This is a genomic window from Paenarthrobacter sp. TYUT067 (genome assembly GCF_023656375.1).
GTDB lineage: Bacteria > Actinomycetota > Actinomycetes > Actinomycetales > Micrococcaceae > Arthrobacter.
Genome location: NZ_JAMOIT010000002.1, coordinates 1 through 22,404 on the forward strand (window position 1 = coordinate 1; position 22,404 = coordinate 22,404).

The 22,404-nt window shown below is 61.4% G+C and carries 18 protein-coding genes and 2 tRNA genes; 13 read left to right on the top strand and 7 right to left on the bottom strand.

All coding sequences use genetic code 11. The features are described 5' to 3' along the window. Window positions 1-77 precede the first annotated feature (77 nt). Window positions 78-1,535 carry a zinc-dependent metalloprotease gene (locus MOD31_RS01510; RefSeq protein ID WP_142938522.1) on the bottom strand — a complete coding sequence of 486 codons (1,458 nt, stop codon included), beginning with the start codon at window positions 1,533-1,535 and terminating at the stop codon, window positions 78-80. Window positions 1,536-1,745: 210 nt separating this feature from the next. Here MOD31_RS01510 and MOD31_RS01515 point away from each other — a divergent pair, with 210 nt between their 5' ends. From MOD31_RS01515 to MOD31_RS01535, 5 genes are all read left to right on the top strand, one after another. Further along, window positions 1,746-2,882, top strand: coding sequence for a PDZ domain-containing protein (locus tag MOD31_RS01515; protein ID WP_142938523.1), 1,137 nt, complete (start codon window positions 1,746-1,748; stop codon window positions 2,880-2,882). Between the two features lie 125 nt (window positions 2,883-3,007). After that, window positions 3,008-6,004 (top strand): UPF0182 family protein, encoded by a 2,997-nt coding sequence (locus MOD31_RS01520; protein ID WP_142938524.1) that lies wholly within the window; start codon window positions 3,008-3,010, stop codon window positions 6,002-6,004. A gap of 133 nt (window positions 6,005-6,137) precedes the next feature. Next, window positions 6,138-6,211: transfer RNA gene (locus MOD31_RS01525), tRNA-Met, on the top strand. Window positions 6,212-6,564: 353 nt separating this feature from the next. Next, window positions 6,565-6,638: transfer RNA gene (locus MOD31_RS01530), tRNA-Met, on the top strand. Window positions 6,639-6,745: 107 nt separating this feature from the next. Then, the gene (locus MOD31_RS01535) at window positions 6,746-7,561 is read left to right on the top strand and encodes a GntR family transcriptional regulator (RefSeq protein WP_250819694.1); all 816 of its coding nucleotides are present in this window, start codon (window positions 6,746-6,748) and stop codon (window positions 7,559-7,561) included. Window positions 7,562-7,662: 101 nt separating this feature from the next. Here the strand turns inward: MOD31_RS01535 and MOD31_RS01540 are convergent, their stop codons facing one another. Both MOD31_RS01540 and MOD31_RS01545 read right to left on the bottom strand, forming a co-directional pair. Beyond that, complete coding sequence (locus tag MOD31_RS01540; RefSeq protein WP_142938525.1) at window positions 7,663-8,451, bottom strand: PspA/IM30 family protein; 789 nt, start codon at window positions 8,449-8,451, stop codon at window positions 7,663-7,665. 99 nt (window positions 8,452-8,550) lie between these two features. After that, window positions 8,551-10,602 (bottom strand): TPM domain-containing protein, encoded by a 2,052-nt coding sequence (locus tag MOD31_RS01545; RefSeq protein ID WP_250819695.1) that lies wholly within the window; start codon window positions 10,600-10,602, stop codon window positions 8,551-8,553. A gap of 321 nt (window positions 10,603-10,923) precedes the next feature. On the opposite strand from MOD31_RS01545, the gene MOD31_RS01550 reads away from it, so the two are divergent. The 6 genes from MOD31_RS01550 (at window position 10,924) to MOD31_RS01575 (ending at window position 17,400) form a co-directional block, all read left to right on the top strand. Continuing rightward, window positions 10,924-12,546 (top strand): S1C family serine protease, encoded by a 1,623-nt coding sequence (locus tag MOD31_RS01550; protein WP_250819696.1) that lies wholly within the window; start codon window positions 10,924-10,926, stop codon window positions 12,544-12,546. A gap of 277 nt (window positions 12,547-12,823) precedes the next feature. After that, window positions 12,824-13,627: an electron transfer flavoprotein subunit beta/FixA family protein gene (locus MOD31_RS01555; RefSeq protein ID WP_142938528.1), complete on the top strand. Its 804-nt coding sequence runs from the start codon at window positions 12,824-12,826 to the stop codon at window positions 13,625-13,627. 14 nt (window positions 13,628-13,641) lie between these two features. Next, on the top strand, window positions 13,642-14,595 hold the full coding sequence (locus MOD31_RS01560) for an electron transfer flavoprotein subunit alpha/FixB family protein (RefSeq protein WP_142938529.1): 954 nt from the start codon (window positions 13,642-13,644) through the stop codon (window positions 14,593-14,595). A 5-nt stretch (window positions 14,596-14,600) separates the two neighbouring features. Continuing rightward, window positions 14,601-15,380 (top strand): PIG-L deacetylase family protein, encoded by a 780-nt coding sequence (locus tag MOD31_RS01565; protein ID WP_223940557.1) that lies wholly within the window; start codon window positions 14,601-14,603, stop codon window positions 15,378-15,380. A 74-nt stretch (window positions 15,381-15,454) separates the two neighbouring features. After that, a complete protein-coding gene (locus MOD31_RS01570) occupies window positions 15,455-16,000 on the top strand; it encodes a gluconokinase (RefSeq protein ID WP_142938531.1) in 546 nt (181 codons plus the stop codon). Continuing rightward, on the top strand, window positions 15,997-17,400 hold the full coding sequence (locus MOD31_RS01575; RefSeq protein ID WP_250819697.1) for a gluconate:H+ symporter: 1,404 nt from the start codon (window positions 15,997-15,999) through the stop codon (window positions 17,398-17,400). The genes MOD31_RS01570 and MOD31_RS01575 overlap by 4 nt, the downstream gene beginning before the upstream one ends. Here the strand turns inward: MOD31_RS01575 and MOD31_RS01580 are convergent. From MOD31_RS01580 to MOD31_RS01595, 4 genes are all read right to left on the bottom strand, one after another. Beyond that, window positions 17,375-18,244, bottom strand: a complete 870-nt coding sequence (locus MOD31_RS01580; RefSeq protein WP_250819698.1) for an anti-sigma factor domain-containing protein — start codon at window positions 18,242-18,244, stop codon at window positions 17,375-17,377. The two genes, MOD31_RS01575 and MOD31_RS01580, sit on opposite strands and share 26 nt — an antisense overlap. 1 nt (window position 18,245) lies before the next feature. Then, window positions 18,246-18,851, bottom strand: coding sequence for an ECF RNA polymerase sigma factor SigK (sigK, locus tag MOD31_RS01585; RefSeq protein ID WP_165450183.1), 606 nt, complete (start codon window positions 18,849-18,851; stop codon window positions 18,246-18,248). A gap of 188 nt (window positions 18,852-19,039) precedes the next feature. Next, window positions 19,040-19,507 (bottom strand): tRNA (cytidine(34)-2'-O)-methyltransferase, encoded by a 468-nt coding sequence (locus tag MOD31_RS01590; RefSeq protein ID WP_223940554.1) that lies wholly within the window; start codon window positions 19,505-19,507, stop codon window positions 19,040-19,042. A gap of 59 nt (window positions 19,508-19,566) precedes the next feature. Next, window positions 19,567-20,511, bottom strand: coding sequence for a J domain-containing protein (locus MOD31_RS01595; protein ID WP_142938536.1), 945 nt, complete (start codon window positions 20,509-20,511; stop codon window positions 19,567-19,569). A gap of 123 nt (window positions 20,512-20,634) precedes the next feature. Here MOD31_RS01595 and MOD31_RS01600 point away from each other — a divergent pair, with 123 nt between their 5' ends. Together MOD31_RS01600 and MOD31_RS01605 are read left to right on the top strand one after the other, a co-directional pair. Beyond that, entirely contained in the window at window positions 20,635-21,561 is a 927-nt protein-coding gene (locus MOD31_RS01600; protein WP_250819700.1) for a YegS/Rv2252/BmrU family lipid kinase, read from the top strand. Between the two features lie 147 nt (window positions 21,562-21,708). Next, window positions 21,709-22,380, top strand: coding sequence for a hypothetical protein (locus tag MOD31_RS01605; protein ID WP_250819701.1), 672 nt, complete (start codon window positions 21,709-21,711; stop codon window positions 22,378-22,380). The last annotated feature ends 24 nt before the right edge of the window (window positions 22,381-22,404 follow it).

The following is a 22,404-nucleotide window of genomic DNA, read 5'->3' on the forward strand; positions in this document are numbered from 1 at the left end:
CGATGACGGTGCCTTAACCGAGCAACGGGCGCCATGGATATGGCGGCCGTTGCACTTTTTGTTTCCAAGAGTGGAGCCTACTTGGTGGGTGCCTCGGGGTCGGAGTCATCCGATTCCGGCTCTTGGCCGGACCCGGTCTCCGTGGCAGTGCCCTTTGAGTCTGAAGCTTCAGCTTGATCGGCGTCGGAGGTTTCGTAGCCGCCGCTCAAAAGCTTCTGCAGAGCGTCATCAACTTCGCTGTCACTTGCCTCGGCAAGGCGCCTACGTTCGGAGAACCCCTTCGGGTCGTCGAGGTCCTCGCCGGTGGGCAGGAGATCCGGGTGGTGCCAGATCGCGTCACGGCCGGCGATGCCTCGCTCTTCCTTCAAGGTCGCCCACAGCGTTGCCGCTTCACGGAGCCTGCGGGGCCGAAGTTCCAAACCGACGAGGGACGAGAACGCGTGCTCGGCCGGTCCGCCGGTGGCGCGGCGGCGCCGCACCGTTTCGCGCAGTGCAGTAGCGGACGGCAGTACCTTGTCAGTGGCTTCCGCTGTGAGCTCGTCCACCCAGCCTTCCACCAGGGCAAGCGCTGTTTCCAGCTTCTCCAGTGCGGCCGTTTGGACCGGCGTGCGTTCAGGTGTGAAGACTCCCTGGGACAGAGCTTCCTGAATTCCTTCGGGGTTGCTCGGGTCAAGGTCCCGGGCGAGGTCTTCGATGCGGGACATATCTATGTGAATACCGCGGGCGTAGGCCTCGATGGCTCCAAGCAAGTGACCTCGCAACCAAGGAACCTGGACGAACAAGCGTGCGTGGGCGGCCTCGCGTACGGCAAGGAAAAGTCGGACGTCGTTCTCCGGAAGGCTCAGTCCTTCCCCGAATTTTGCGACGTTGGCAGGCAACAGGGCCATTTCGAGGTCTGCCAAGGGGACCCCAATGTCAGTGGAACTGACAACTTCCGCCGAAAGTGCGCCGATTGCTTGTCCCAGTTGCATTCCGAAAATGGCTCCGCCCATGTTCTGCAGCATGGATGAGGCACCGCCCATCATGGACTTCATCTCTTCGGGCATTTGTTGAGTGAGTGCACTGGAAAGGGCGTTGGCGATGCTGTTGGCCACCGGCTCTGTCAGGCGCTTCCATGTGCCCAGGGTCGCTTCAACCCATTCGGCCCTTGACCAGGCCCGCCCGATCAGGCCGGTTGCCGAGAGATCAGTAACGGGGTCCAGCCAAAGCTCTGCAAGCCTGAGGGCTTCGTCAATCTCTCTGGCCTGTTGGGAGTTGACCGAGGGATCGCTACCGGCGGCGGCCACGCGGCGTGCATTTTCGTGGGCGAGTTGCCAGTTCACGGGGCCATCGGAGGTGGAGCTCATCATTGCCTGGACCTGGGCGAACATCTGCTGTAGGAGGTGGGGATCGTTGGGCAAGCCAGCGGCCTTAGCCAGCTCAGCGGGATCGATGTTGCCCATGCCCTGGCCACCCATCAGGTTCTGGAGCATTTCTGCCAGCGGATCCTTGGGGGTTTCGTCGTCGTTGGACGGATTATTGGGGTTGGAAGTCATGGTGCCGCCGATCGTCGAACTGGCTGGTGATCTCTTTCACCGTACCGCGCGGCCGGAAGGCTGTCTGCCCGGAGGAGGTCCCGTTCGCTGTAGGCAAAGCAGCCCTGCAACGTCAGACCGCGTAGTGTTGATGTTTGGTATGTGCCGCCGCCGCCCTTGGCGGCAGGAACCATGGATCCGGTCACGCAATGCCGGCATAGAGAGGCCTCAATGCTTACTTCGCCCAGCCCCGAGGGCTCATTGGACCCGCGTCAGACGCCCGACGCCGATTCCACCTCCGTGCCTACGTCGCCTCCCCGGGATGGCCGGTACATGATCATGGTGATCTCCGGGCTTGTCGCGCTGGGGCTTGGCATCGGTGCGGCAGCGTTGCCTGTCCCGTATGTCATTGAGTCAGCCGGTCCCACTTTCAATACTCTGGGCAAGGACGGCGACAAACCTGTGATCAGTATTTCCGGTCGCGAGTCCTTTCCGGCGAATGGCAACCTTGACCTGACCACTGTTGTCATGACAGGAGGTCCGAAAACCCCGGCAACCATCTTCGATGTCTTCCGGGCCTGGGTGGATCCCTCCAAAGCCATATATCCGGAGGAACTCATCTATCCCAAGGGCACCACGGCCGAACAGACGGTGCAGCAAGGCGAAATTGCGATGGAAACATCGCAGGAGAACGCAGTGGCCGCAGCATTGCGTGAACTCGAAATCCCGTTTGAGCAACGGCTCAACGTCGCGGGACTGTCTGATCCTTCGCCGTCAGCTGGAAAGATCCAGGAAGGGGATCGGCTTGTTTCCATCAATGGCAAAGCGATTACGTCCATGAGCGTGGTCCAAGCAGAACTGGCCGCAGGTGCAGGATCGCCGGTCGTTGTGGGCCTGGACCGGAAGGGTATGGCAGTTTCGGAAACCATAACTCCTACCAGGAACCAGGCTGACCGTTACGTTCTGGGTGTGCTGCTCGCCAGCGACTTCACCTTCCCGTTCGATGTCAGCATTTCCCTGGACAACGTCGGCGGACCCAGCGCAGGTTTGATGTTTGCTCTGGGAATAGTGGACAACCTCACGCCGGGGGATCTCACGGGCGGCAAACACGTCGCTGGCACGGGAACCATCACAGCCGATGGTGCGGTGGGACCTATCGGTGGCATTGCCCAGAAGATGATCGGTGCCCGCCAAAAAGGCGCAACCATGTTCCTCGCTCCGGCGTCCAATTGCGCCGATGTGGTTGGCCACGTACCGGACGGGCTTCAGGTTGTAAAAGTGGAAACCCTTGCAGACGCCACCTCCGCCGTGGAGCGCCTCGGAGCCGGCCAGGACACGGGGAGCCTCCCCACCTGCACAAACAACTAGACTGACGGTGGAACTTAGCTCCACTGCCACTCGTGGCATAGATGACGGCCTCTGCCACCTCCCAGCGGTAGAGATTGTCAGCACGCGCACACCGACTGTTCACTGACACCAATGAGGTACAGAGTTTGTCCCGTCCCGCCAGCTCCAACCCGCCCGGAAGATCACCGCTGAGACGAGGTGCCCTGACGCCGACGCTCATTGTCGTGGCCGTGGCCGTCGTCGGGTTCATTTTCTTCGCCAATGTGTGGACTGACGTCCTCTGGTACCAGCAGCTTGGCTTCTTCGAAGTTTATCTCCGCGAAAACCTCGCCAGGATCATCACATTCATCATTGGCTTCGCCATGATGTTTGCCGCTGTTTTCTTTGCCATCAGGATTGCCTACCGTTCCAGGCCCGTCTATGCTCCGGATGCTGAGGCCCGGGACAACCTCAACCGCTACCAGGCGCAGCTCGAGCCTGTTCGCCGGGTTGTCATGATCGGCCTCCCTATCCTGTTCGGGCTCTTTGCCGGCAGTGCGGCCGCTAGCCAATGGCAGAAGGCCCTGTTGTTCTTCAACCAGGAACCTTTCGGTCAGAACGACCCGTTGTTCAACATGGACATCAGCTTCTACCTGATGACGCTGCCGTTCCTCGGTTTTGTCACAGGATTCCTGATCAGCATCGCGGTTGTCGCCGGCATCGCAGGCATCCTGACCCATTACCTTTACGGCAGCATCCGCCTCATGGAACGCGGTATCTTCACCAGCCGTGCAGCGCAGATTCACATCGCCGTCACGGGCGCTCTCTTCCTTGTCCTGCTTGGTATCAACTTCTGGCTTGACAGGTACACGACTGTCCAGAGCAACTCAGGCCGCTGGGCCGGGGCCCTCTACACGGATGTTAATGCTGTTGTACCTACCAAGGCGATCCTTGCCGTGGCCGCGGGCCTCGTTGCCATCCTGTTTATCATTGCTGCAATCATTGGTCGCTGGCGCCTGCCAGTCATCGGTACTGCGATGTTGGTTATCACGGCCATACTGGCCGGTGGCGTTTACCCGTGGGTTATCCAGCAGTTCCAGGTACGTCCGTCGGAGAACACCTTGGAAAAGGAGTTCATTGATCGAAATATCAAGATGACGCGCGCTGCTTATGGTCTGGACAAGATCGATGTCTCCGCCTATAACGCCACTACCACCGCCACCACCGGTGCCTTGGCCGCGGATGCCCAAACCACTGCCAACATCCGTCTCCTTGACCCGAACCTGATTTCCTCCGCATTCGCTCAGCTGGAGCAGTATCGTCCGTACTACCAGTTCCCGCAGACCCTGAATGTTGACCGATACATGGTTGACGGTAAGGTCCAGGACACCGTTATTGCGGTTCGTGAACTGAACCCGGACGGCCTCAGCGCCAACCAGCAGACGTGGGTCAACAGGCACATCGTCTACACCCACGGCTACGGTGTGGTGGCAGCCAAGGGCAACAAGTTCACCGCCGATGGCAAGCCGGAGTTCCTGCAGTCGGGGATTCCGTCCACTGGCGTTCTCGGTAACGATACTTCTTACGAGCCCCGCATCTACTTCGGTGAGAACTCACCTGAATACTCCATTGTGGGAGCGCCGGATGGTGCCCCCAACCGCGAGCAGGACCGGCCGGCGGGCCGCGAAGGCGGCGGGGAGACCCAGTACACCTTCAGCGGTAACGGTGGACCGAACGTAGGCAACTGGCTGAACAGGATTCTCTACTCCATCAAGTTCCAATCTTCCGACCTCCTGCTCTCGGACGGTGTGAACGCGGAATCCCAGATCCTCTACGAACGCAATCCGCGCGAACGCGTTGAGAAGCTCGCCCCGTACCTGACCGTGGACGGCAACGCCTACCCGGCGGTGGTGGACGGCCGCGTCAAGTGGATTGTGGATGGTTACACCACCAGCCAGTACTTCCCGTACTCACAGCCCCAACAATTGCAGAACGCCACGGCCGATTCCCAAACCAGCGCAGGGCGCACAGTAGCCTTGCCGAACAGCTCGGTGAACTACATCCGGAACTCGGTCAAGGCCACCGTGGATGCGTACGACGGTTCGGTGAACCTCTATGCGTGGGATGATCAGGACCCCATCCTGAAGGCTTGGCAGAAGGTCTTTCCCACAGTCATTAAGCCGTACTCGGAAATGTCCGGCGACCTCATGAGCCACGTTCGCTACCCCGAAGATCTCTTCAAGGTTCAGCGTGAACTTCTGGGCCGCTACCACGTGACGGATCCGGACAGCTTCTATCAGAACAACGATGCTTGGAGCGTGCCGAACGATCCCACCGTTTCCGAGGCCGTCAAGCAGCCGCCGTTCTACATGTCCCTGCAGATGCCTGACCAGGAGAAGCCGGCCTTCCAGCTGACGTCATCGTTCATTCCGCAGACTGTCAACGGCAGTGCGAGGAACATCTTGTATGGATTCCTTGCAGCTGACTCTGATGCCGGAAACGAGAAGGGAGTCAAAGCCGATAGCTACGGAAAGCTAAGGCTCCTCGAGTTGCCAACCGACACCCAGGTGCCCGGTCCCGGCCAGGCCCAGAACAAGTTCAACTCCGATCCCACGGTGTCCCAGGCGTTGAACCTCCTGCGGCAGGGTGCATCGGATGTACTTAACGGCAACCTGTTGACCCTTCCCGTGGGTGGCGGTTTGCTCTACGTACAACCCGTCTACCTGAAGTCCACCGGCGAGACGTCCTACCCCACATTGCAGCGTGTGCTGGTTGCCTTCGGTGACAAGATCGGCTTCGCGCCCACCCTTGACGAAGCACTGAACCAGTTGTTTGGCGGAGACTCCGGCGCTTCTGCCGGGGATGTCGCTAACAATGGCCAGACACCGACAGCGCCGCCCGGCACTACGACGCCGCCGGCTGGTCCCACCGATGCCAAGGCAGAACTCAAGGCGGCCCTGGACGAGGCCAACAAGGCCATCCAGGACGGCCAGGCAGCATTGGCTAAGGGAGACTTCGCCGGCTACGGTGCTCAGCAGACCAAATTGTCTGACGCGCTAAAGAAGGCGATTGACGCTCAGGCCCGTTTGGACGCCACTCCAGCTCCAACGGCGACGCCGGGGGCTACTCCCAGCGCGACGCCCGCACCTACGCCGAGCAGCTAGTCCTGTAGGCAGCTGAAAGGCCGGTGCCTGTTCCCTTCGGGGGCGGGTGCCGGCCTTTCGCGTAGGGGGAGATGCAGATCACGTCGCCAGGATTTGGTCTCTCATTCACCGGCCGGTAATGTTGTTCTTGCGACGCGGGGTGGAGCAGTTCGGTAGCTCGCTGGGCTCATAACCCAGAGGTCACAGGTTCAAATCCTGTCCCCGCAACTGGAGAAAAGGTCCGGATCAGTAATTACTGATCCGGACCTTTTGTTGTGCCCTCACCCCCGCGATGGGCGCCCCCTCAGGCCCATCGCTCTCTCACATCCCTGGGGGTCGGGCTGGATCCTCTCTCACATCCCGACGGGTTGGGCTGGATCCTCTCTCACATCCCGACGGGTTGGGCTGGATCCCCTCTCACATCCCGACGGGTTGGGCTGGATCCCCTCTCACATCCCGACGGCCGGGGTGCTGCGGCAGCTATTGTGTGGGGCTTTAGGGTGCGGGGGAGTGATCTGCGGCACCTTAGGGGCCATATGGTCAGAAGCACCCTAAGGGGTGCGGTAGAGTTGTTCTTGCGACGCGGGGTGGAGCAGTTCGGTAGCTCGCTGGGCTCATAACCCAGAGGTCACAGGTTCAAATCCTGTCCCCGCAACTGGAGAAAAGATCCGGATCAGTTATTACTGATCCGGATCTTTTGTTTAACTGTTCGTCGGGATGCGAGTGCTAGCATCAAACCGGATTCGCTGAGGTATGAAATAGATGGGACGCTCAATGGTCAACGACGACTATGGATTTGGCCTTCAGCGGGAAGTTCTTCAGAGGGATGGCCCGGTGGCCGTGTATCAGCAGGTGGCTGACGTTTTGACGGATCACGTCAGCCGGCTGGAGCCAGGATCACGGATCCCCACGGAAGAGACTCTGATGGACGCCTACGGCATTAGCCGGACCACGGTCCGGAAAGCGCTGGAAACCCTGGTTGTGAAGGGTTTGTTGGTTCGAAGGCAGGGCAAGGGAACGTTCGTGATGGCCCAGCGTCCCGTCAAGATGCTGAACCGCCTGGCGCCGTTCATGGAGACGTTCACGGCGGCCGGCATGAAGACGGTCAAGGGACTCATCGAGTATAAGTGGATGGAGAAGGACCAATCAGTGCCAGCCAAACTGGTGTCTGACGACAATCTGGTTTTGGTGATCCGGCGTTCCTACTCAAGTGCTGGGTGGCCTTATGCCATTGCGGAGATTTTCATTCCCTCCCACATCGGGCGCCATATCAGCTTGGCGGACGCCGAACGGAACTCCATTTATCAGGTCATTCAGGACAGAACGTTGAAGCCCCTCCACCGGGCTGAAATTACCGTTACCATGCATGCCCCGCCTGAGCATTTGGCAGACGCTTTGAACGTCCGTGGGTTCCCTATGGTCCCGCGCTTGGAACGAACGACGTTGGGCGCGCATGGGGAGGTCCTGGAGTGTACGGTGACCTACTTTCATCCCAAGGGATTCGAAATCCGCGCCGAGGTGGCAACCGACGTCAGCCCCGGCCAAGACACGCCAAGTCCCTTGACGGACCAGATGTAGTGCATGAAAAAACCGGGCCGGATCCACTTCAGGATCCGGCCCGGTTCTGGTTTCAGTCTCTGGGCAGCTTGACCGATCGGTAGCTGGAGCCCAACTTCTTCTTAGAGTTTGTCGAAGTCGGCTTCGTCCACAGTTGCTCCGGTTGATGCGGGGGCGCCTGCGCCAATGGCGGGCTTGGCACCGCCCGATTTCAGGGCCGCAAGGCGGGCTTCGATCTCAGTCTGCTCTCCGAGGTCTTCGAGCTGGTTGAACTGGGCGTCAAGGCTGGAGCTGGCGAGTTCCTGCTGGCCCAGGACCTTGGCCTCTTCGCGACGGATCTTCTCTTCGAAGCGACCTACCTCGCTGGTGGGATCCATGATGTCGATGCTCTTGAGTGCGTCGTGCACCTGGGATTGTGCGGCGGCGGTCTTAGAGCGTGCCACGAGTTCGTTGCGCTTGGCGGTGAGCTGGTTCAGCTTGTTCTTCATCTGGTCAAGCCCGGTTTTGAGCTTGTCCACTACTTCGGTCTGGGAGGCGATGCTCGGCTCAGCTGCCTTTGCCTCGGACTCGGCAGTCATCTGGCGCTGGATTGCCACCTTGGCAAGGTTGTCAAACTTCTGTGCGTCTACGGGATCACCGGCGGCACGGTACTCGTCGGCCTTGCGGGACGCTGCTAGAGCCTTATTGCCCCAGTCCTGTGCGTTCTTGACGTCTTCGTTGTAGTCCGCCTGCAGCATCCGGAGATTGCCGATGGTCTGGGCCACGGCTGATTCGGCCTCGGCAATGTTGTTCGTGTAGTCGCGGACCATCTGGTCCAGCATCTTCTGCGGGTCCTCAGCCTGGTCCAGCAAGGCGTTGATGTTCGCCTTGGCGAGCTGTGAGATCCGACCGAAAATGGACTGCTTAACCATGGTGTTGCCTTTCGTCCTGCTCAGTGGTGCCACTGGAAATCAGTGATCAGTTGTTGTACCGCTTCTATACGGGGCGTTGACCCCGCCTAGTTTGTCTGGCTAGAAGCTGCCGGAGTCTCCGCCGCCAAAGTCGCCGCCGCCGCCGAAGTCGCCTCCGCCGCCGGAGTCGCCGCCGAAGAATCCGCCGCCGCCTCCGCCGTCGTTGCCGCCTCCCCAGCCGCCTCCGCCGCCGTTCAGGATGGAGTTGATGAGGATACCGCCAAGGATGGCACCGCCAAGGCCGCCGCCTCCGCCGCCTCCGCCGAACATCCCACCGCGGCCGTAGCCCTGATCGGCGTAACCGAACTGATCGACGTCCGACTGGGCGAGTTGTGCAGCCTGCGCCGCGAGCGAGTGTGCCTGCTGGGCGTAGGTAAGTGCGGTGACTGGATCATTGCGTGAGATGGAGAGTGCATAGTCAAGGTTGCGCTGGGCCTCGGCCAACCTTGTCCGGGCCTCTGTGCCCACGCCCCCGCGACGTGCAGTGATGTAGTCGGACGTAGCGCTGATCTGTGCCTGCGCCGCCATGATGGTTTGCTGAAGCGAGGCCTGGGCCCGGCGGGCTTGCTCCTGCTGATCGCGGACGCCGGACAAGGACTGATCGAGCGCCTGATGAGCAGACTCCAAACGGCTAAGCGTCGCGATGGGGTCGATCTTTCCGCCCTGAATTTCGGTTTTTACCTGTGCCAAGGCCGCTTCCACCCCGGCCACTGGACCGGCCAGTTCAGGGTGTGCACCGGACTGGATCATTGCCCGCGCCTGTGCGAGGTCCTGGCTGGTTTCTGCCACAGCGCCTTCCAGGGAAGCCCGGGCCTCATCCAGGCTGCCGGCCGTCTTGGAGATGGCATCGATCAACACGTTGGTTTGGTGCAGGCTCTCTTCTGCGGCGCGTACCGCAACAGCAGCGAGGCTGTTTTCGCCGCTTGCCAGCTTCTCCTGGGCAGCAGTTGCAGCGTTCTGTACGAACGCGAGCCGCTCCTTGGCCTGCAAGATGTTGTCGGAGACCTGGGTCAAAGCAGATTCGGCATATTTGGCGCGCAAACCTTCAAGCGACTGTTCCGCGCTGGCGATCTTGGCGTCGGCTTCCCTGGCTCCGGCCGTTACCGCTGCCAAGGCTTGAGGAGCGTTCTTTTCAAGCTCGCGCAGAGAGTCGAAGTCAGCCTTCTGATCTCGCAGCGAAGCCAATGCGGCTTCTGAGCGGCGAATGATCTCGCCGAGCCAACTACGCTGCTGCTCTTCAGTGTCAGGAATGTGGTCATCCAGCTGCTGCTGCAGCTTGAACGACTCCGTCATGTGGCCCTTCGCTTCTTCCAGGGCTTTGGTGAAGTTACCAATTGCGGAATCACCATACTGAGCCTGGGCGAAGCCCAGTTCCTGCTCGCTGGACTTGATGGCGTCGTCCGCCTCGATCAACAGTGAGCCGCTCTTCTGGCGCAGTTCCGGAATGGTCAGGCCCGCCAAGGGGTCAAGCTGTTCACCTTGTGGTCCATAGCTGGCGCTGACCGCCTTGGTGCTGCCCTTCTTGCGTCGGTTACGGAGGTACAGATACGTGCCTGCACCGCCGGCCGCTACGACGCCTACGCCGACAAGGACACCGACACCTGCGTTTCCGCTCGGAACGGTACCGCTACCGCCGCCGGCAGCGTCCCCGATGGCAGCCGCTGTGTCGATGGCCGCCTGTGCGAAGTCTTTCTTGCCGCCTGCCAGATTGGCTGTCACGGCATTTTGCGTAATGGCGGACTGCTTGGAGCGGATGGAACTTCCGGAATTCAGTACGAAGGTGTACTGGCCGGAAGCGGCAATTGCCAGGATCGCGTCTGCCTTACCCATGCCCTTGTTCTTGGCTACGGCCTCCGCCCAGGCGGGGGGTTCGGAGGGATTCGTGAAGGAGTCCACAGTGACCACATACAAGTTGTATTTGTGGTCCTTGAGCGTCTTTTGGATCGCTTCCTGAACTTCGCCCTTACGGCCACCCAGAAGATTGGCGTCATCCACAATGTTCTGGCCGGACGGAATGGTCACCGGATCTGCAGCCCAAGCGGAAGTGGCCGGTAGGGCCAACATTCCAGCCAGGCCGATTACGGCGAGTACGCGTTTAACTATTGACCGCATGTGCAACCCTTCAGCACGTCTGCGACTGGAACAAGGCGTACCAATCGTCACAGAATGCTCAGCGCCCCCACGCATGGTGTAAAGCCGCAGGTCGCTGTGGCAATTCCTCTTGATTCTATGGTGCACCCCCGAACCCGTCCACAGGGTTGAATATGCCACCAGCGAAATATAGGAGAGAGCTGGATTGGTGAGCCGTTGAGGGTCTTCTTGAGGGGACGGCTACCAGCGACGACTTCCTTTCAGCAAGCTCCCAGCGAACGTCCGCTTTTGTTCCAGTTATTGGGTACATAGTGGTTGAAGACGAGGATGAAAGGAAGACCCATGACGGAGAACCCAGCGCAGGGCACTGCACCAGAGAACCGCGAGCCGTCGGAGCCGCGGGACAGCACGGGGGAGCAGGGCGATGCCGGCACCACTCCGCAGCAGCCCGCGTGGACTTCCCGGCAGGAGGCGGGGACCGAAAACCCGGCGCAGCCCACTACTCCGCTGCCTGCCTTCCAGCCTTCCGCCGCTCCGCAGCAGCCGCAGTACTACGGCGCTCCGCAGCCGCACAATCAGTCTTACCAGCAGCATGACCCGTCTCATCGCCCAAGCTACCCGCAGCACCAGCCGTTCTACGGGGGCTCGAATCCGGGACACAATGCCGCTTCCCAGTTCCACAACCAGCAAGGTTTCCAGGAACAGCAGGGGCACAACAGTCCAGGGATGCAGCACACCCCAGGGCACTCTTCCGTCAGCACCAAGCGCAAGCCGGCTTTCGGCGTCGGCACCCTTGTAGCTAGCATGCTGGCAGCGGGTCTGATCGGTGGCGGCGTGGTGGCGGGCAGTAACGCTCTGTGGGATAACCCCGCCCCGGCTGCTTCAACCGGCGGACAATCCAGCACCGTTATCGTGAATAACAAAGATGACGTCAACGTCATTACCGCTGCGGCCGCCAAGGCTTCGCCCAGCGTGGTGACCATCAAGGCGACCAGCGGAAATGAGGGCGGTACTGGTTCCGGCATCATTTTGGATGACCAGGGCCACATCCTCACCAACACCCACGTCGTCACGCTCGATGGCGCCACCGCAAACGCCGCAATTGAGGTCCGCACCAGCGATGGCAAGGTCCTCAAGGCCACTGTGGTTGGCACTGACCCTTTGTCCGACCTTGCAGTCATCAAGGTAAGCGATGCCTCTGGCCTCGTCCCGGCAACGCTTGGTGACTCTTCCAAGATCAATGTGGGGGACACCGCCGTCGCCATCGGTTCACCGTTGGGTCTTACCGGCACGGTGACCGATGGCATCGTGTCCACGCTCAACCGAACCATCAGCGTGGCGTCCTCTGCTGTGCCGGAAGGCACGCCGGATGAGAGCCAGGGCGGAGACGAAGGCTTCCAGTTCGCGCCGCCAAATGGTGGCCAGAGCCAGAGCACAGCCAACGAGGGCTCGATTGCCATCAACGTCATCCAGACTGATGCTGCCATCAACCCCGGCAACTCCGGGGGCGCGCTCGTGAACAGCAAGGGTGAAGTAATCGGCGTCAACGTGGCCATCGCTTCGGCGGGCAGTGGAACGTCCGAATCGTCCAGCGGTAACATCGGCGTCGGTTTCAGTGTTCCCATCAACCACGCCAAGCGCGTGGCGCAGGAGATCATCGAAACCGGTAAAGCCAGCCACGGGCAGTTCGGTGTGTCAGTTCGTTCGAAGTCGTCCTCGGGCAGCGATTCAGGCTTCTCGGTGGGTGCTGAGGTTGCGTCGGTGACCTCGGGTTCTGCTGCTGCGAAGGCAGGACTCAAGGTTGGCGATGTGGTGACCAAGTTCGGCGACTACGCCGTGAGCGATCCCAACCAGCTGACTGCGGCGGTTCGGGAGCAACCTGCCGGTGCCAAGGTCAAGGTAACCATTCAGCGCGGGGGACAGACACAAGAGGTTGAGGTCACCCTCGACGCCGCTCAGCAGTAGCGCTCAGCAGTAGGCGGCCCAGCGGGAGGCAGGAGCAACCCACGACGGCGGACGGCACCTTGGCGGTGCCGCCCGCCGTTTGTGGGTGTCCCGGCACCGCACGCTGCAGCACAAGAGCATCGCGCGTAGCTGAAACAGGGCTTAACGCTGGGAGTGGTTTTCTGCGGGCAATATGCTTAGCTAGGACGAGCCCACGCGCTGGGTTATTCACGGCCACGCTGCTGCGTTTGGCCGTCCACAAGCATGGAAGGCTGCTTCGAAGACAGTGGAAGAGACATTGAAGATTGTCGTTCTGGTCAAGCACGTCCCGGACGCCCAGTTTGACCGGCACATCACCGGACCTGGCAACACGACCGACCGTGATGAGAGCATCTTGTCTGAATTGGACGAGTACGCCCTCGAGGCAGCGCTCCAATTGGCGGAGGAACGCGGCGGACCGAAGGCCGGGAATGAGGTCATTGCTTTGAGCATGGGCCCGTCCGGTGCGGTCAATGCTGTGAAGAAGTCCCTACAGATTGGCGCGTATTCCGGCGTGCACCTCAGCGACGACGCTTTGGCTGGTTCGGATGCGGCTGCCACTTCGCTGGCGCTTGCCGCTGCTATTCGCCACATCTCGGCCGATGGCCGCCCGGTGGACCTGGTCCTGACGGGCATGGCTTCCACCGATGGCGAGACTTCGCTCATCCCGGCCCAACTTGCCGAGCGCTTGCAGTTCCCGCAGGTCACGTTCGCTTCCAGCCTTGAGGTTACGGGTGGCCGGGTCAGCGCCCGCCGTGACGCCGGCGCCTTCTCGGAAACCGTTGAGGCGGAGCTCCCGGCCGTTGTTTCCGTCACGGACCAGATCAACGAGCCCCGTTACCCCAACTTCAAGGGCATCCTGGCGGCCAAGAAGAAGAAGATCGCCTCCCTGTCACTTGCTGACATTGGCGTGGACGCTTCACAGGTGGGCTCGGCTGGCTCCTGGACAGTGGTGGAGTCCGCAGAGGCCCGCCCGCCGCGGACAGCAGGAACCATCATTACCGACGACGGCGACGCCGGCATCAAGCTGGTGGACTTCCTAGCCGCACAGAAGCTGCTCTAAAGGGGACTCGAACCATGGCAAATGCACTTGTTTTCATTGACAACCCGGGATCAGCTCTCAAGAAGAGCAGCCTGGAGCTCCTGACCATCGCCCGCTCGCTGGGGGAGACCGCCGTCGCGTTCACCGGGGAGTTGAACGACGACGTCGCCGCCACTTTGGGTGCCTACGGTGCCACGACGGTTTACCAGCCGTCGGTGGACGACCTCGACAACTACTTGGTGGGCCCGAAGGCCGCCTACCTTGCCGCTGCTGTAGCAGCATCCGGCGCCACAGCAGTCCTCGTGGACAACTCGCCTGAGGGCAAGGAGATTGCGGGCAGGCTGGGCATTAAGCTCAGTGCCGGCGTCATTACCGACGTCGTGGGTGTTGACGCTGACGGCACTGCGCACAAGTCCGTCTTGGCGGGCTCTTACAACACCACGGCGAAAGCTACTACTCCTGTGACCGTCCTTTCGGTCAAGGCCAACAACGTGGAACCTGTTCCTGCCGGTGCCGCCGCTGCACCGGCAACTGCCACTGTTGAGGTTCCCGCTCATGGCTTGGCGAACTCCGCACGCATCGCAGCCCGCACCGAGAAGCCCGTCAGCGGGCGGCCTGATCTGAGCGAAGCGAGGATCGTGGTTGCCGGCGGCCGTGGCGTAGATGGTGACTTCGGCCCGCTCGAAGAGCTTGCCGACGCCCTTGGCGCTGCTGTAGGTGCTTCCCGCGCCGCTACTGATGCGGGATGGATTGGCCATGATGCGCAGGTTGGCCAGACCGGTGTCACGGTGTCTCCGCAGCTGTACATTTCAGCCGGTATTTCAGGTGCAATCCAGCAGAAAGCTGGAATGCAGACTTCCAAGGTCATTGTGGCCATCAACAAGGACGCGGAATCGCCGGTGTTTGAGATTGCCGATTACGGCATCATCGGTGACCTCTTCAAGGTCCTTCCGCAGGCCACCGCAGAGATCAAGAAGCGGAAAGGCTGATCCCTTTGACCACTGACATCACGTCAGCAAAGAGCCCGTTCGATGCCTCCACGGAGCGCGTTGAGCGGGTGCTTTGTTTTACTGCCCATCCCGACGATATCGATTTTGGCGCGGCCGGGACCATCGCGGCCTGGACGGCTGCCGGCGTCGAGGTCAGCTATTGCATCATGACCGACGGCGATGCCGGAGGCTTCGATCCCGTGGACCGCGAACGGATCATCGAACTGCGGGCTGAGGAGCAGAAGCGTGCTGCTGCTCTGGTGGGCGTTACGGATATCCACTATCTTCACGAACGGGACGGGTATCTGGAGCCGACACATGACGTCATCAAGCGCGTGGTGAAGCTGATCCGGGAAGTCCGGCCGGACATCGTGTTGACCATGCACCCCGAAAGGAACTGGGACCGGCTCCAGAAGAGCCACCCGGACCACCTTGCAGCGGGGGAAGCCGTGACCCGGGCAGTCTATCCGGCAGTGGAGAATCCGTTCGCTTACCCGGAACTGGATGCGGCCGGACTAAAGGCCTACAAGCTACCGTGGCTGTGGTTCATCTCCAGCCCGGAGGCCAGGGAGAACCACTCTGTGGATGTTTCGGATCATGTCGACGCCAAGCTTGACGCCATCAGGATTCATGCGAGCCAGCACCCCGATATCGAGGGCATGGAGCGTGTGGTGAGGTCCATGATGCTCGGCAATGGCGAGCGGGCCGGGCTGCCCGAAGGAGCCAGCGCAGAGTATTTCCACGTTGTCCCAGTCAACGGTTCCACTACGATCGCCGGCTTCTGACGTTGCTGTGGTGTAACCCGTGTCATATGCTTGATCTCGGTTAAATCATATTTATTCGAGGAAGGCAGACTTTGATGGCGAAGACTGCGCAACAACCCGTACTGGTGATTATGGGAGTCTCCGGTTCCGGCAAGTCGACGGTGGCCGGCGTTCTCGCCGGGAAGCTTGGATGGGATCTTGCCGAAGGCGACGACCTGCACCCGGAGGCCAACGTGGCCAAGATGCAGTCGGGGCTGGCTCTGAGCGATGAGGACCGGTGGCCCTGGCTGAGCATCATCTCGGACTGGATCCGTGAGCGCGCGGATGCCGGAACACCGGCAATCATTACGTGCTCGGCACTCAAAAAGAAGTACCGCGACGTGCTCCGCGGCGACAACGTTGTTTTCGTCTTCCTGCAGGGGAGCAAGGACAAGATCTCCGACCGCTTGGCCTCCAGGCATGGCCACTTCATGCCGCCGTCGCTCTTGGAATCGCAGTTCGACGCACTTGAGGAACCCACCCGGGACGAGAACTACATTTCCTTGTGTGTTTCCGCGTCCCCCGCAGAGGAAGCCGACGAAGTTATTGAACGGCTCGGTCTCCGGCCTGTAGGTGCCGGTACCGAAGCGACCGCCTCGTGAAAGTCCTCGATACAGCGACGCAGATACAGGAATGGACGGCCCACGACACGCAACTCCTTGTGGTGGCTGCACTGGGCATTGCACTGATTGTGGTGCTGATCGCAAAGCTCAAACTTCACCCGTTCCTGGCGCTGGTTCTGGGCTCGGCCTTTGTGGGCCTGGCGTCCGGCGTCGAGCTTGGCAAGGTCATCTCCAACTTCGAGGACGGTGTGGGGGGTGTCCTTAAGGAAGTCGGCTTACTCATTGCGCTCGGGGCAATGCTTGGTAAATTGCTGGCCGATTCCGGTGGCGCAAACCGGGTGGTGGATACCCTGTTGGCCAAGGCCAGCGGGAACAAGCTCGTCTGGATGATGACCTTGGTGGCCGTGATCATCGGCCTGCCCATGTTCTTCGAAATTGGGCTCGTCCTGCTCCTTCCGGTGATCGTCCTGGTAACGCAGCGCTCCAAGATGAAGCTGATGCGCATCGCGATCCCGGCGCTGGCCGGCCTGTCCGTGCTTCACGGGCTGGTGCCGCCGCACCCGGGGCCATTGATTGCGATCAGCGCAGTCAAAGCCGAACTTGGCACAACGTTGGCACTTGGCATTCTTGTGGCCATTCCCACGGTGATTATCTGCGGCCCGCTGTTCTCCAGGCTTGCTGCCCGCTGGGTACCCGTCGACGCGCCCGCCGTGGCCGGCGGGATCGACACGCAGCATGCAGTGGACCTCAGCGCGGTCAAACGCCAGCCCTCGTTCCTGGTGACTTTGCTGACCATCATTTTCGCTGTGGTCCTCATGCTGTTGAAGGCCGTGGGTGGAATTATTTGGCCGGACCCGGAGACGGCACCAGCCCTCCGGACCTTCTTCGACTTCGTGGGTCAGCCCTTGGTGGCCATGACGTTGGCTGTGCTTCTGGCCATGGTGACGTTCGGATACGCTGTTGGGTTCACCGGCAGCAAGATCACAGCCAAGCTGGGTGAAAGCCTTGGACCCATTGCGGGGATCCTCCTCATTGTTGGCGCGGGCGGCGGTTTCAAGCAGACCCTGATCGGTGCCGGGGTAGGTGACTCCGTCAAGAAGTGGGCCGAGGGCACCAACATGTCAGTTCTGGTGCTGGGCTTCATCGTGGCTGTGGCGCTCCGACTGGCCACGGGCTCGGCAACGGTGGCCACTGTAACGGCCGCCGGCATCGTGGCACCCCTTGCCAGCAGCCTGAGCCCCACGCACGCGGCTTTGTTGGCACTTGCCATAGGTGCGGGTTCCTTGTTCCTGTCCCACGTCAACGACGCTGGATTCTGGTTGGTCAAGGAGTTGTTCGGACTTACCGTGGGGCAGACCTTCAAGACATGGTCTGTCATGGAGACGCTGATCTCCGTGGTGGCCTTCGGCTTCGTCATGCTTTTATCGCTCGTGCTGTAGCTGCGGAAGCAACTGCTAAATGCCCGACCACCAGCACCGGATCCGTGGTGGGGGCGCTGGAGCCGCCCGTGGGTTCCACCGTGATGGCCACGGACGACGCTGAGGACAAGCCCTTCACTATCGCCGGTTTGGAGAGTGTCTCAGCATCCATGGTGCCCTGCGGTACAGGAGCAGAGCCGTCCTTGGGGAGGGTCCACAACTGGTAGACCTTGCCCTCCGGTGCGGGCGAAACGCCATCCATGAGCACCACAAAGGAATCCTTGGCCGACGATGCGGAAATGGTGGCGGTACCACCGCCAGGAACCGGTGCAGACTTCTTCTGGACGTCCTGGGCCTGGAGTACTTGGTTCACCGGGTCATTTTGTGCAGAGACGTAGGCGCCCACCCCGATGCCACCGAGTGCGATGACCGCTGCGGCGGCGGCGCCCACGATCCACCGGCGTGCGCCACCAACGCGCGTGCGTTCTTCGCGCCTCATCCTGGCGGCAGCGAGGTCATCGACGGCGGGGCTTTCCACTGAGGGAGCCACCGGCTCTGCGACGGGCTGGGCGGCGGCATCCTTGGTGATGCGCTCCAGGATATCGTCGAAGAGACCTGCAGGCGGTTCTTCCTCCGGGGCAAAACTCACGGCAAGGGTCTCGCGGGTTTCGCGTACCCGCTCCAGGAATTCAGGACGTTCGGGGGCGTCCTTGATGTAATGGTCAATCATGGCCCGTTCGTCGTCACTCACGGCGTCCAGGGCGTAGAGTTCGGCGAGTTCGAGGACACGGCCCTCGGCGAGGTCTGTAGCGATGTCGTTGGCAAACATTCTGCGGATAAAGCCTCCACTGGTGTTTTCACTCATTTCAACCCACCCCCAGGCACGTCTTCAGGCGCAGTAGTCCATCACGGATGCGGGACTTGATGGTGGGGACTGCGGCACCGAGATGCTCGGCGACTTCCCGATACGTCAGCCCGCCGTAGTACGCGAGCCTGACGGATTCTCGCTGCGTGTCCGTCAGGGTACCGAGGCATCGGCTGACAGCTTCAGCTTCCAAGTTGGTGTCGGCTTCCTCGGTTACCAGGTCCCGGTCCGGGTCCTGGCTCGCTGCGCCGTACTTGGCTTCCCGGTCAGTTGCCGCTTGCACGGCGCGGACACGGTCAATGGCGCGCCGATGTGCGATAGTCATGAGCCAGGCCAGCGGTGTCCCTGCAGCGCGGTCAAATTTTGCAGCTCCCTGCCAGACCTGGAGATAAACCTCCTGGGTTGCGTCCTCGCTGAGATCAGGGTCTATCAGGACGCGCCTGGCCATGCCGAAGACACGCCTGGAGGTGAGGCGATAGAGCTCGGCGAATGCCTGCTGGTCGCCTGCTGCCACGAGTTCGAGCAAGAGGGCAAGCTGCGAATTCAGATCAGTCGAAGAGCCTGTAGCTTCGAAGACCGGGGGGCCGGGATTGTTGGGGATGTCCATCACGGTCCAGCATATGTCGTCCCGTTTGAAAGCGTCAGCATCATGGGGTCGCGTCGGCGGCGCGGCGGTGCTCTGACTTGCCGTCATCACCCTGGTCTGCAACGCGCTCACGTAGGCTCCCTCAACGAATGTCCAAGGCAGGAATTGTCCTGCACAAGGTATTCGGTGCCGGGGCGCCGTTGGATGGGCTACATCTTGGCGCCGGCAAATCCGTTCTGCCGCCAGGCTTCAAACACGGCGATTGAAGCAGCGTTGGCCAGGTTGAGCGAACGCAGAGAAGGCTTCATGGGAAGGCGGACACGAGCGGTTACGTGTGGATCCTGCTTGAGCCAGTCCGGCAAGCCCACGGATTCGGGCCCGAACATCAGGACGTCACCTTCGCGGTAGCTGATGTCCGTATAGGAGGTCTCGCCGTCGGAGGTGTAAGCGAAAACCCGTTCCGGGGTGAGGGCAGCCCAGGCGGCGTCGATGTCTTTGTGGACAGTAACTACGGCCAGATCGTGGTAATCGAGACCGGCACGACGCAACTTGGCGTCGGAAAAATCAAAGCCGAGTGGCTCCACCAGGTGAAGCTCGGCCCCCGTAATGGCGGCCAAGCGGATGGCGTTGCCCGTATTGCCCGGGATTTCTGGAGTATGGAAGAGGATGCGGAACACCGTCCCATCTTAGTCAGCCCGTGCGGCTAGGGCCGCGTCCAGAGACGGCACCGCTGTGACTAGTGCATTCCGCGAATCAGCCTGGCCAGGACCGGCACGACTACGGTGTTCGGCGCCGGCCCGGAGCTGAGGAACTGCTTCAGCCCCCTTACCAGCCCCGCCGCGTTGACTACCTCCACAGCTGTGTTGCTCGATTGTCCCTTGCCATATTGGTCAATGACAGGTTCGTGAAGATTTCCGTCAGGACTGTGAAGGACCACCCATCCGGTGACATTGAGCTCCGGAAAGAGGTCCTGCATATGCCGGACGATATGGCCGAGCTGTGGAGGAGCCACCGAACGACCACCATGGCGCAGCGAATGGCCGTCCCAGGCGTATGCCCCTTTGGGCAGCAGCATGGAACCTATCAGTGCCAATCTGTAGCCGGACAGGACGGCGTGGTCGATGTGGTTGTTGTCCGACGGCGAGCGCAACCCATTGATGAGCCTGGCTGCGGGTATGGCGGGCAGGACTTGCCGGCTGATGAGCTGGACCGTGCGCATTTCGCGTTGGATGCGGGCTTCGGCGCCAAAGATGCCTCGTTTGCGGGGGAGGCCGTGAACCTGTTGGGCCGCTTCCGCCGCTGGGATGAGCGGAACCTCGTTGGGATCATCAAAGGGGGGAACATAGACTGCAGGATCGCCGGCAGTGTTGCGCTGGGCCTGGGGTCGTTTGAGGTTTGCGGTCGCGAAGGGCCCCGGTGCCGCAGCGCCTGTGTAGTCGCCCGCCCGAGGCTGGCTCACATCGGAGGCACCGCGGCCGTACCTTCGGTCGTAGTCGGCCCTGCGTTGGGGATCTATGAGAGTTTCGTATGCGAGGGTCACCCGCCGGAACATCTCCGCTTCTCCGCCGTGATCGGGGTGGGCTTTCCGGGCAGCCTTGCGGTAGGCCACTTTGATCTCCTTGTCCGTAGCGGTGACGGAAACGCGGAGAACCTGATAGTGCGAACTGCTGCCCTCGGCCAAGCACGGGCCCTTCTCTATGATGGTGGTCGCGCCTCTGGAGAGGTGCGGTACTGGCAAGTTTATCCAGCCACTCTGTGAACGTCGGTAACGTGGCGTGTGGTTCCCGCTGGCATAATTCAGGCTGTGAATCCTCCGGCAGCGAAGAACCCATCCATCGCGCCGATGAAGATCGCTGTTGCCATTAATCCTGAGGCATCTTTTGGTCGTCGGCGCAGTGCCGGGCACCAAGCCGCAGAGTACATCCGCGCCGCCGGTTGGGACGTCGTCGTACTTGAAGCGGAGAACTATGACGCTTTGCGCAGATCGGTGGACCGGACGCTGGAAACCGGGGTGGAGGCGTTGGTAGTGGTGGGCGGCGATGGCATGGTCCACCTTGGCGTCAACGCGCTCGCGGGGCTGGACTTCCCTCTCGGCATCGTTCCCGCCGGGACAGGCAATGATGTGGCGCGGCTGTTGGCTTTACCGTTGAACGACACCGCGGCCGCGTGCCGTAGGCTGCTGCTTGCGTTGGAGGCCGGCGGGCGCAGGATCGACGCCGGAAGGGTCACCGCTGGTGGTGAGACCACCTACTTCGCAGGCGTCCTGTCCGCCGGATTCGATGCAGCCGTCAACGAGCGCGCCAATTCGTGGAGCTGGCCACGCGGCAGGAGCCGCTACAACCTTGCTATGCTCCGGGAGCTGGGCTCTTTTCGCCGGATCACCTACACCGTGACTGCCGATGGCGTGTTGTGGAGCCAGCCTGCCCTGCTCATTTCAGTGGCCAACGGACAGTTCATTGGCGGGGGCATGAAGATCACCCCTGAGGCGGTGCCCGATGACGGGTGGTTGGACATGTTTGTGGTCAAGCCCCTGTCCAGGCTCCGTTTCCTGGGCGTGTTTCCCAAGGTTTTCGCCGGAAAGCACACCAACCATCCTGCCGTGGAGATCATGCGCGTCCGGAAAGTGCGCTTGGAGGCTGACGGGGTGGTGGCATATGCGGACGGGGAACGAATCGGCCCATTGCCGGTGGAGGTGGAGGCGGTTCCTGCTGGTTTGCGGGTTCTCGCCTAGTGCGTCCGTCTATGAGTGAGTCCTCAAGCGCGCCTCCGTACTGACGCAGCCTCGCTGCGACGGGCAGCTAGACTCGATCGCGGTGGCAGGCGAGTCGATCGGCGCGGTCCCCACACCATATTCCAGAGCGCACGGCAAGGAGACATAGTGGCGAGCAACGTTCGACGACGACTGGCCGGCTTGGCTGCCCTCGGAACCGCCGGTGTCCTGCTGGCAGGCTGCAGCGTCAACGTCCCTGACCCTACTGCCCCTAAGCCGTCGCCGTCGGTCTCCACGCTGGCGACGCCCACCATCACTCCGGGACACGACGCGGCCGCGGTGGCTGCGAAGGACTTGCCGCTTGCGGCAGGGAGCACGTTGGCTGCGGGGGAGCCCGTGACAGTTTCCACACGGTTGGAGGAGGTTCCCGGTTGGTCGGTGGTGCACTCCGGCCTGCAGGGCGAAAGCAGATACAAGAAGGCTGACGGTTGCACGCTCGCAGTCCGCGTGAGCGTGAATCAGGGCCCGCTGGTGGTGGCCGCTGACGACGTCGCCTCAACCAAGGAACTGTTCACCTATCTCAACGTCGGTTCGCTGGACGGCCTGAAGCCGGCGACTCTGCGTTGGGGAGAAGGATCCGATAAACCACAGCGTAGCGTGGAGTTCCTGAGCCTGGAGTCTTCGGCCGCATCCGGCGGTAAGCCTGCCTTGGTCCTGGCCAGGTTGTTCAGCGCCCCCGCGTCCTCCGTCTATGTTTCCCTGTCGTGCCCGGACGACGCAACGTTGAGCGCCGCCCGTGCGGAAACTGTGGCCCAGCTCGTTGTGGTACCGCCGTCCTGACCCTGCCTTTCTTGGCTATTCCGC

Coding starts and splice junctions, on each gene's coding strand:
- MOD31_RS01510 (WP_142938522.1), bottom strand. CDS start 1,535: ATGACTTCCAACCCCAATAATCCGTCCAACGACGACGAAACCCCCAAG.
- MOD31_RS01515 (WP_142938523.1), top strand. CDS start 1,746: ATGCTTACTTCGCCCAGCCCCGAGGGCTCATTGGACCCGCGTCAGACG.
- MOD31_RS01535 (WP_250819694.1), top strand. CDS start 6,746: ATGGGACGCTCAATGGTCAACGACGACTATGGATTTGGCCTTCAGCGG.
- MOD31_RS01540 (WP_142938525.1), bottom strand. CDS start 8,451: ATGGTTAAGCAGTCCATTTTCGGTCGGATCTCACAGCTCGCCAAGGCG.
- MOD31_RS01545 (WP_250819695.1), bottom strand. CDS start 10,602: ATGCGGTCAATAGTTAAACGCGTACTCGCCGTAATCGGCCTGGCTGGA.
- MOD31_RS01550 (WP_250819696.1), top strand. CDS start 10,924: ATGACGGAGAACCCAGCGCAGGGCACTGCACCAGAGAACCGCGAGCCG.
- MOD31_RS01560 (WP_142938529.1), top strand. CDS start 13,642: ATGGCAAATGCACTTGTTTTCATTGACAACCCGGGATCAGCTCTCAAG.
- MOD31_RS01570 (WP_142938531.1), top strand. CDS start 15,455: ATGGCGAAGACTGCGCAACAACCCGTACTGGTGATTATGGGAGTCTCC.
- MOD31_RS01580 (WP_250819698.1), bottom strand. CDS start 18,244: ATGAGTGAAAACACCAGTGGAGGCTTTATCCGCAGAATGTTTGCCAAC.
- sigK (WP_165450183.1), bottom strand. CDS start 18,851: ATGGACATCCCCAACAATCCCGGCCCCCCGGTCTTCGAAGCTACAGGC.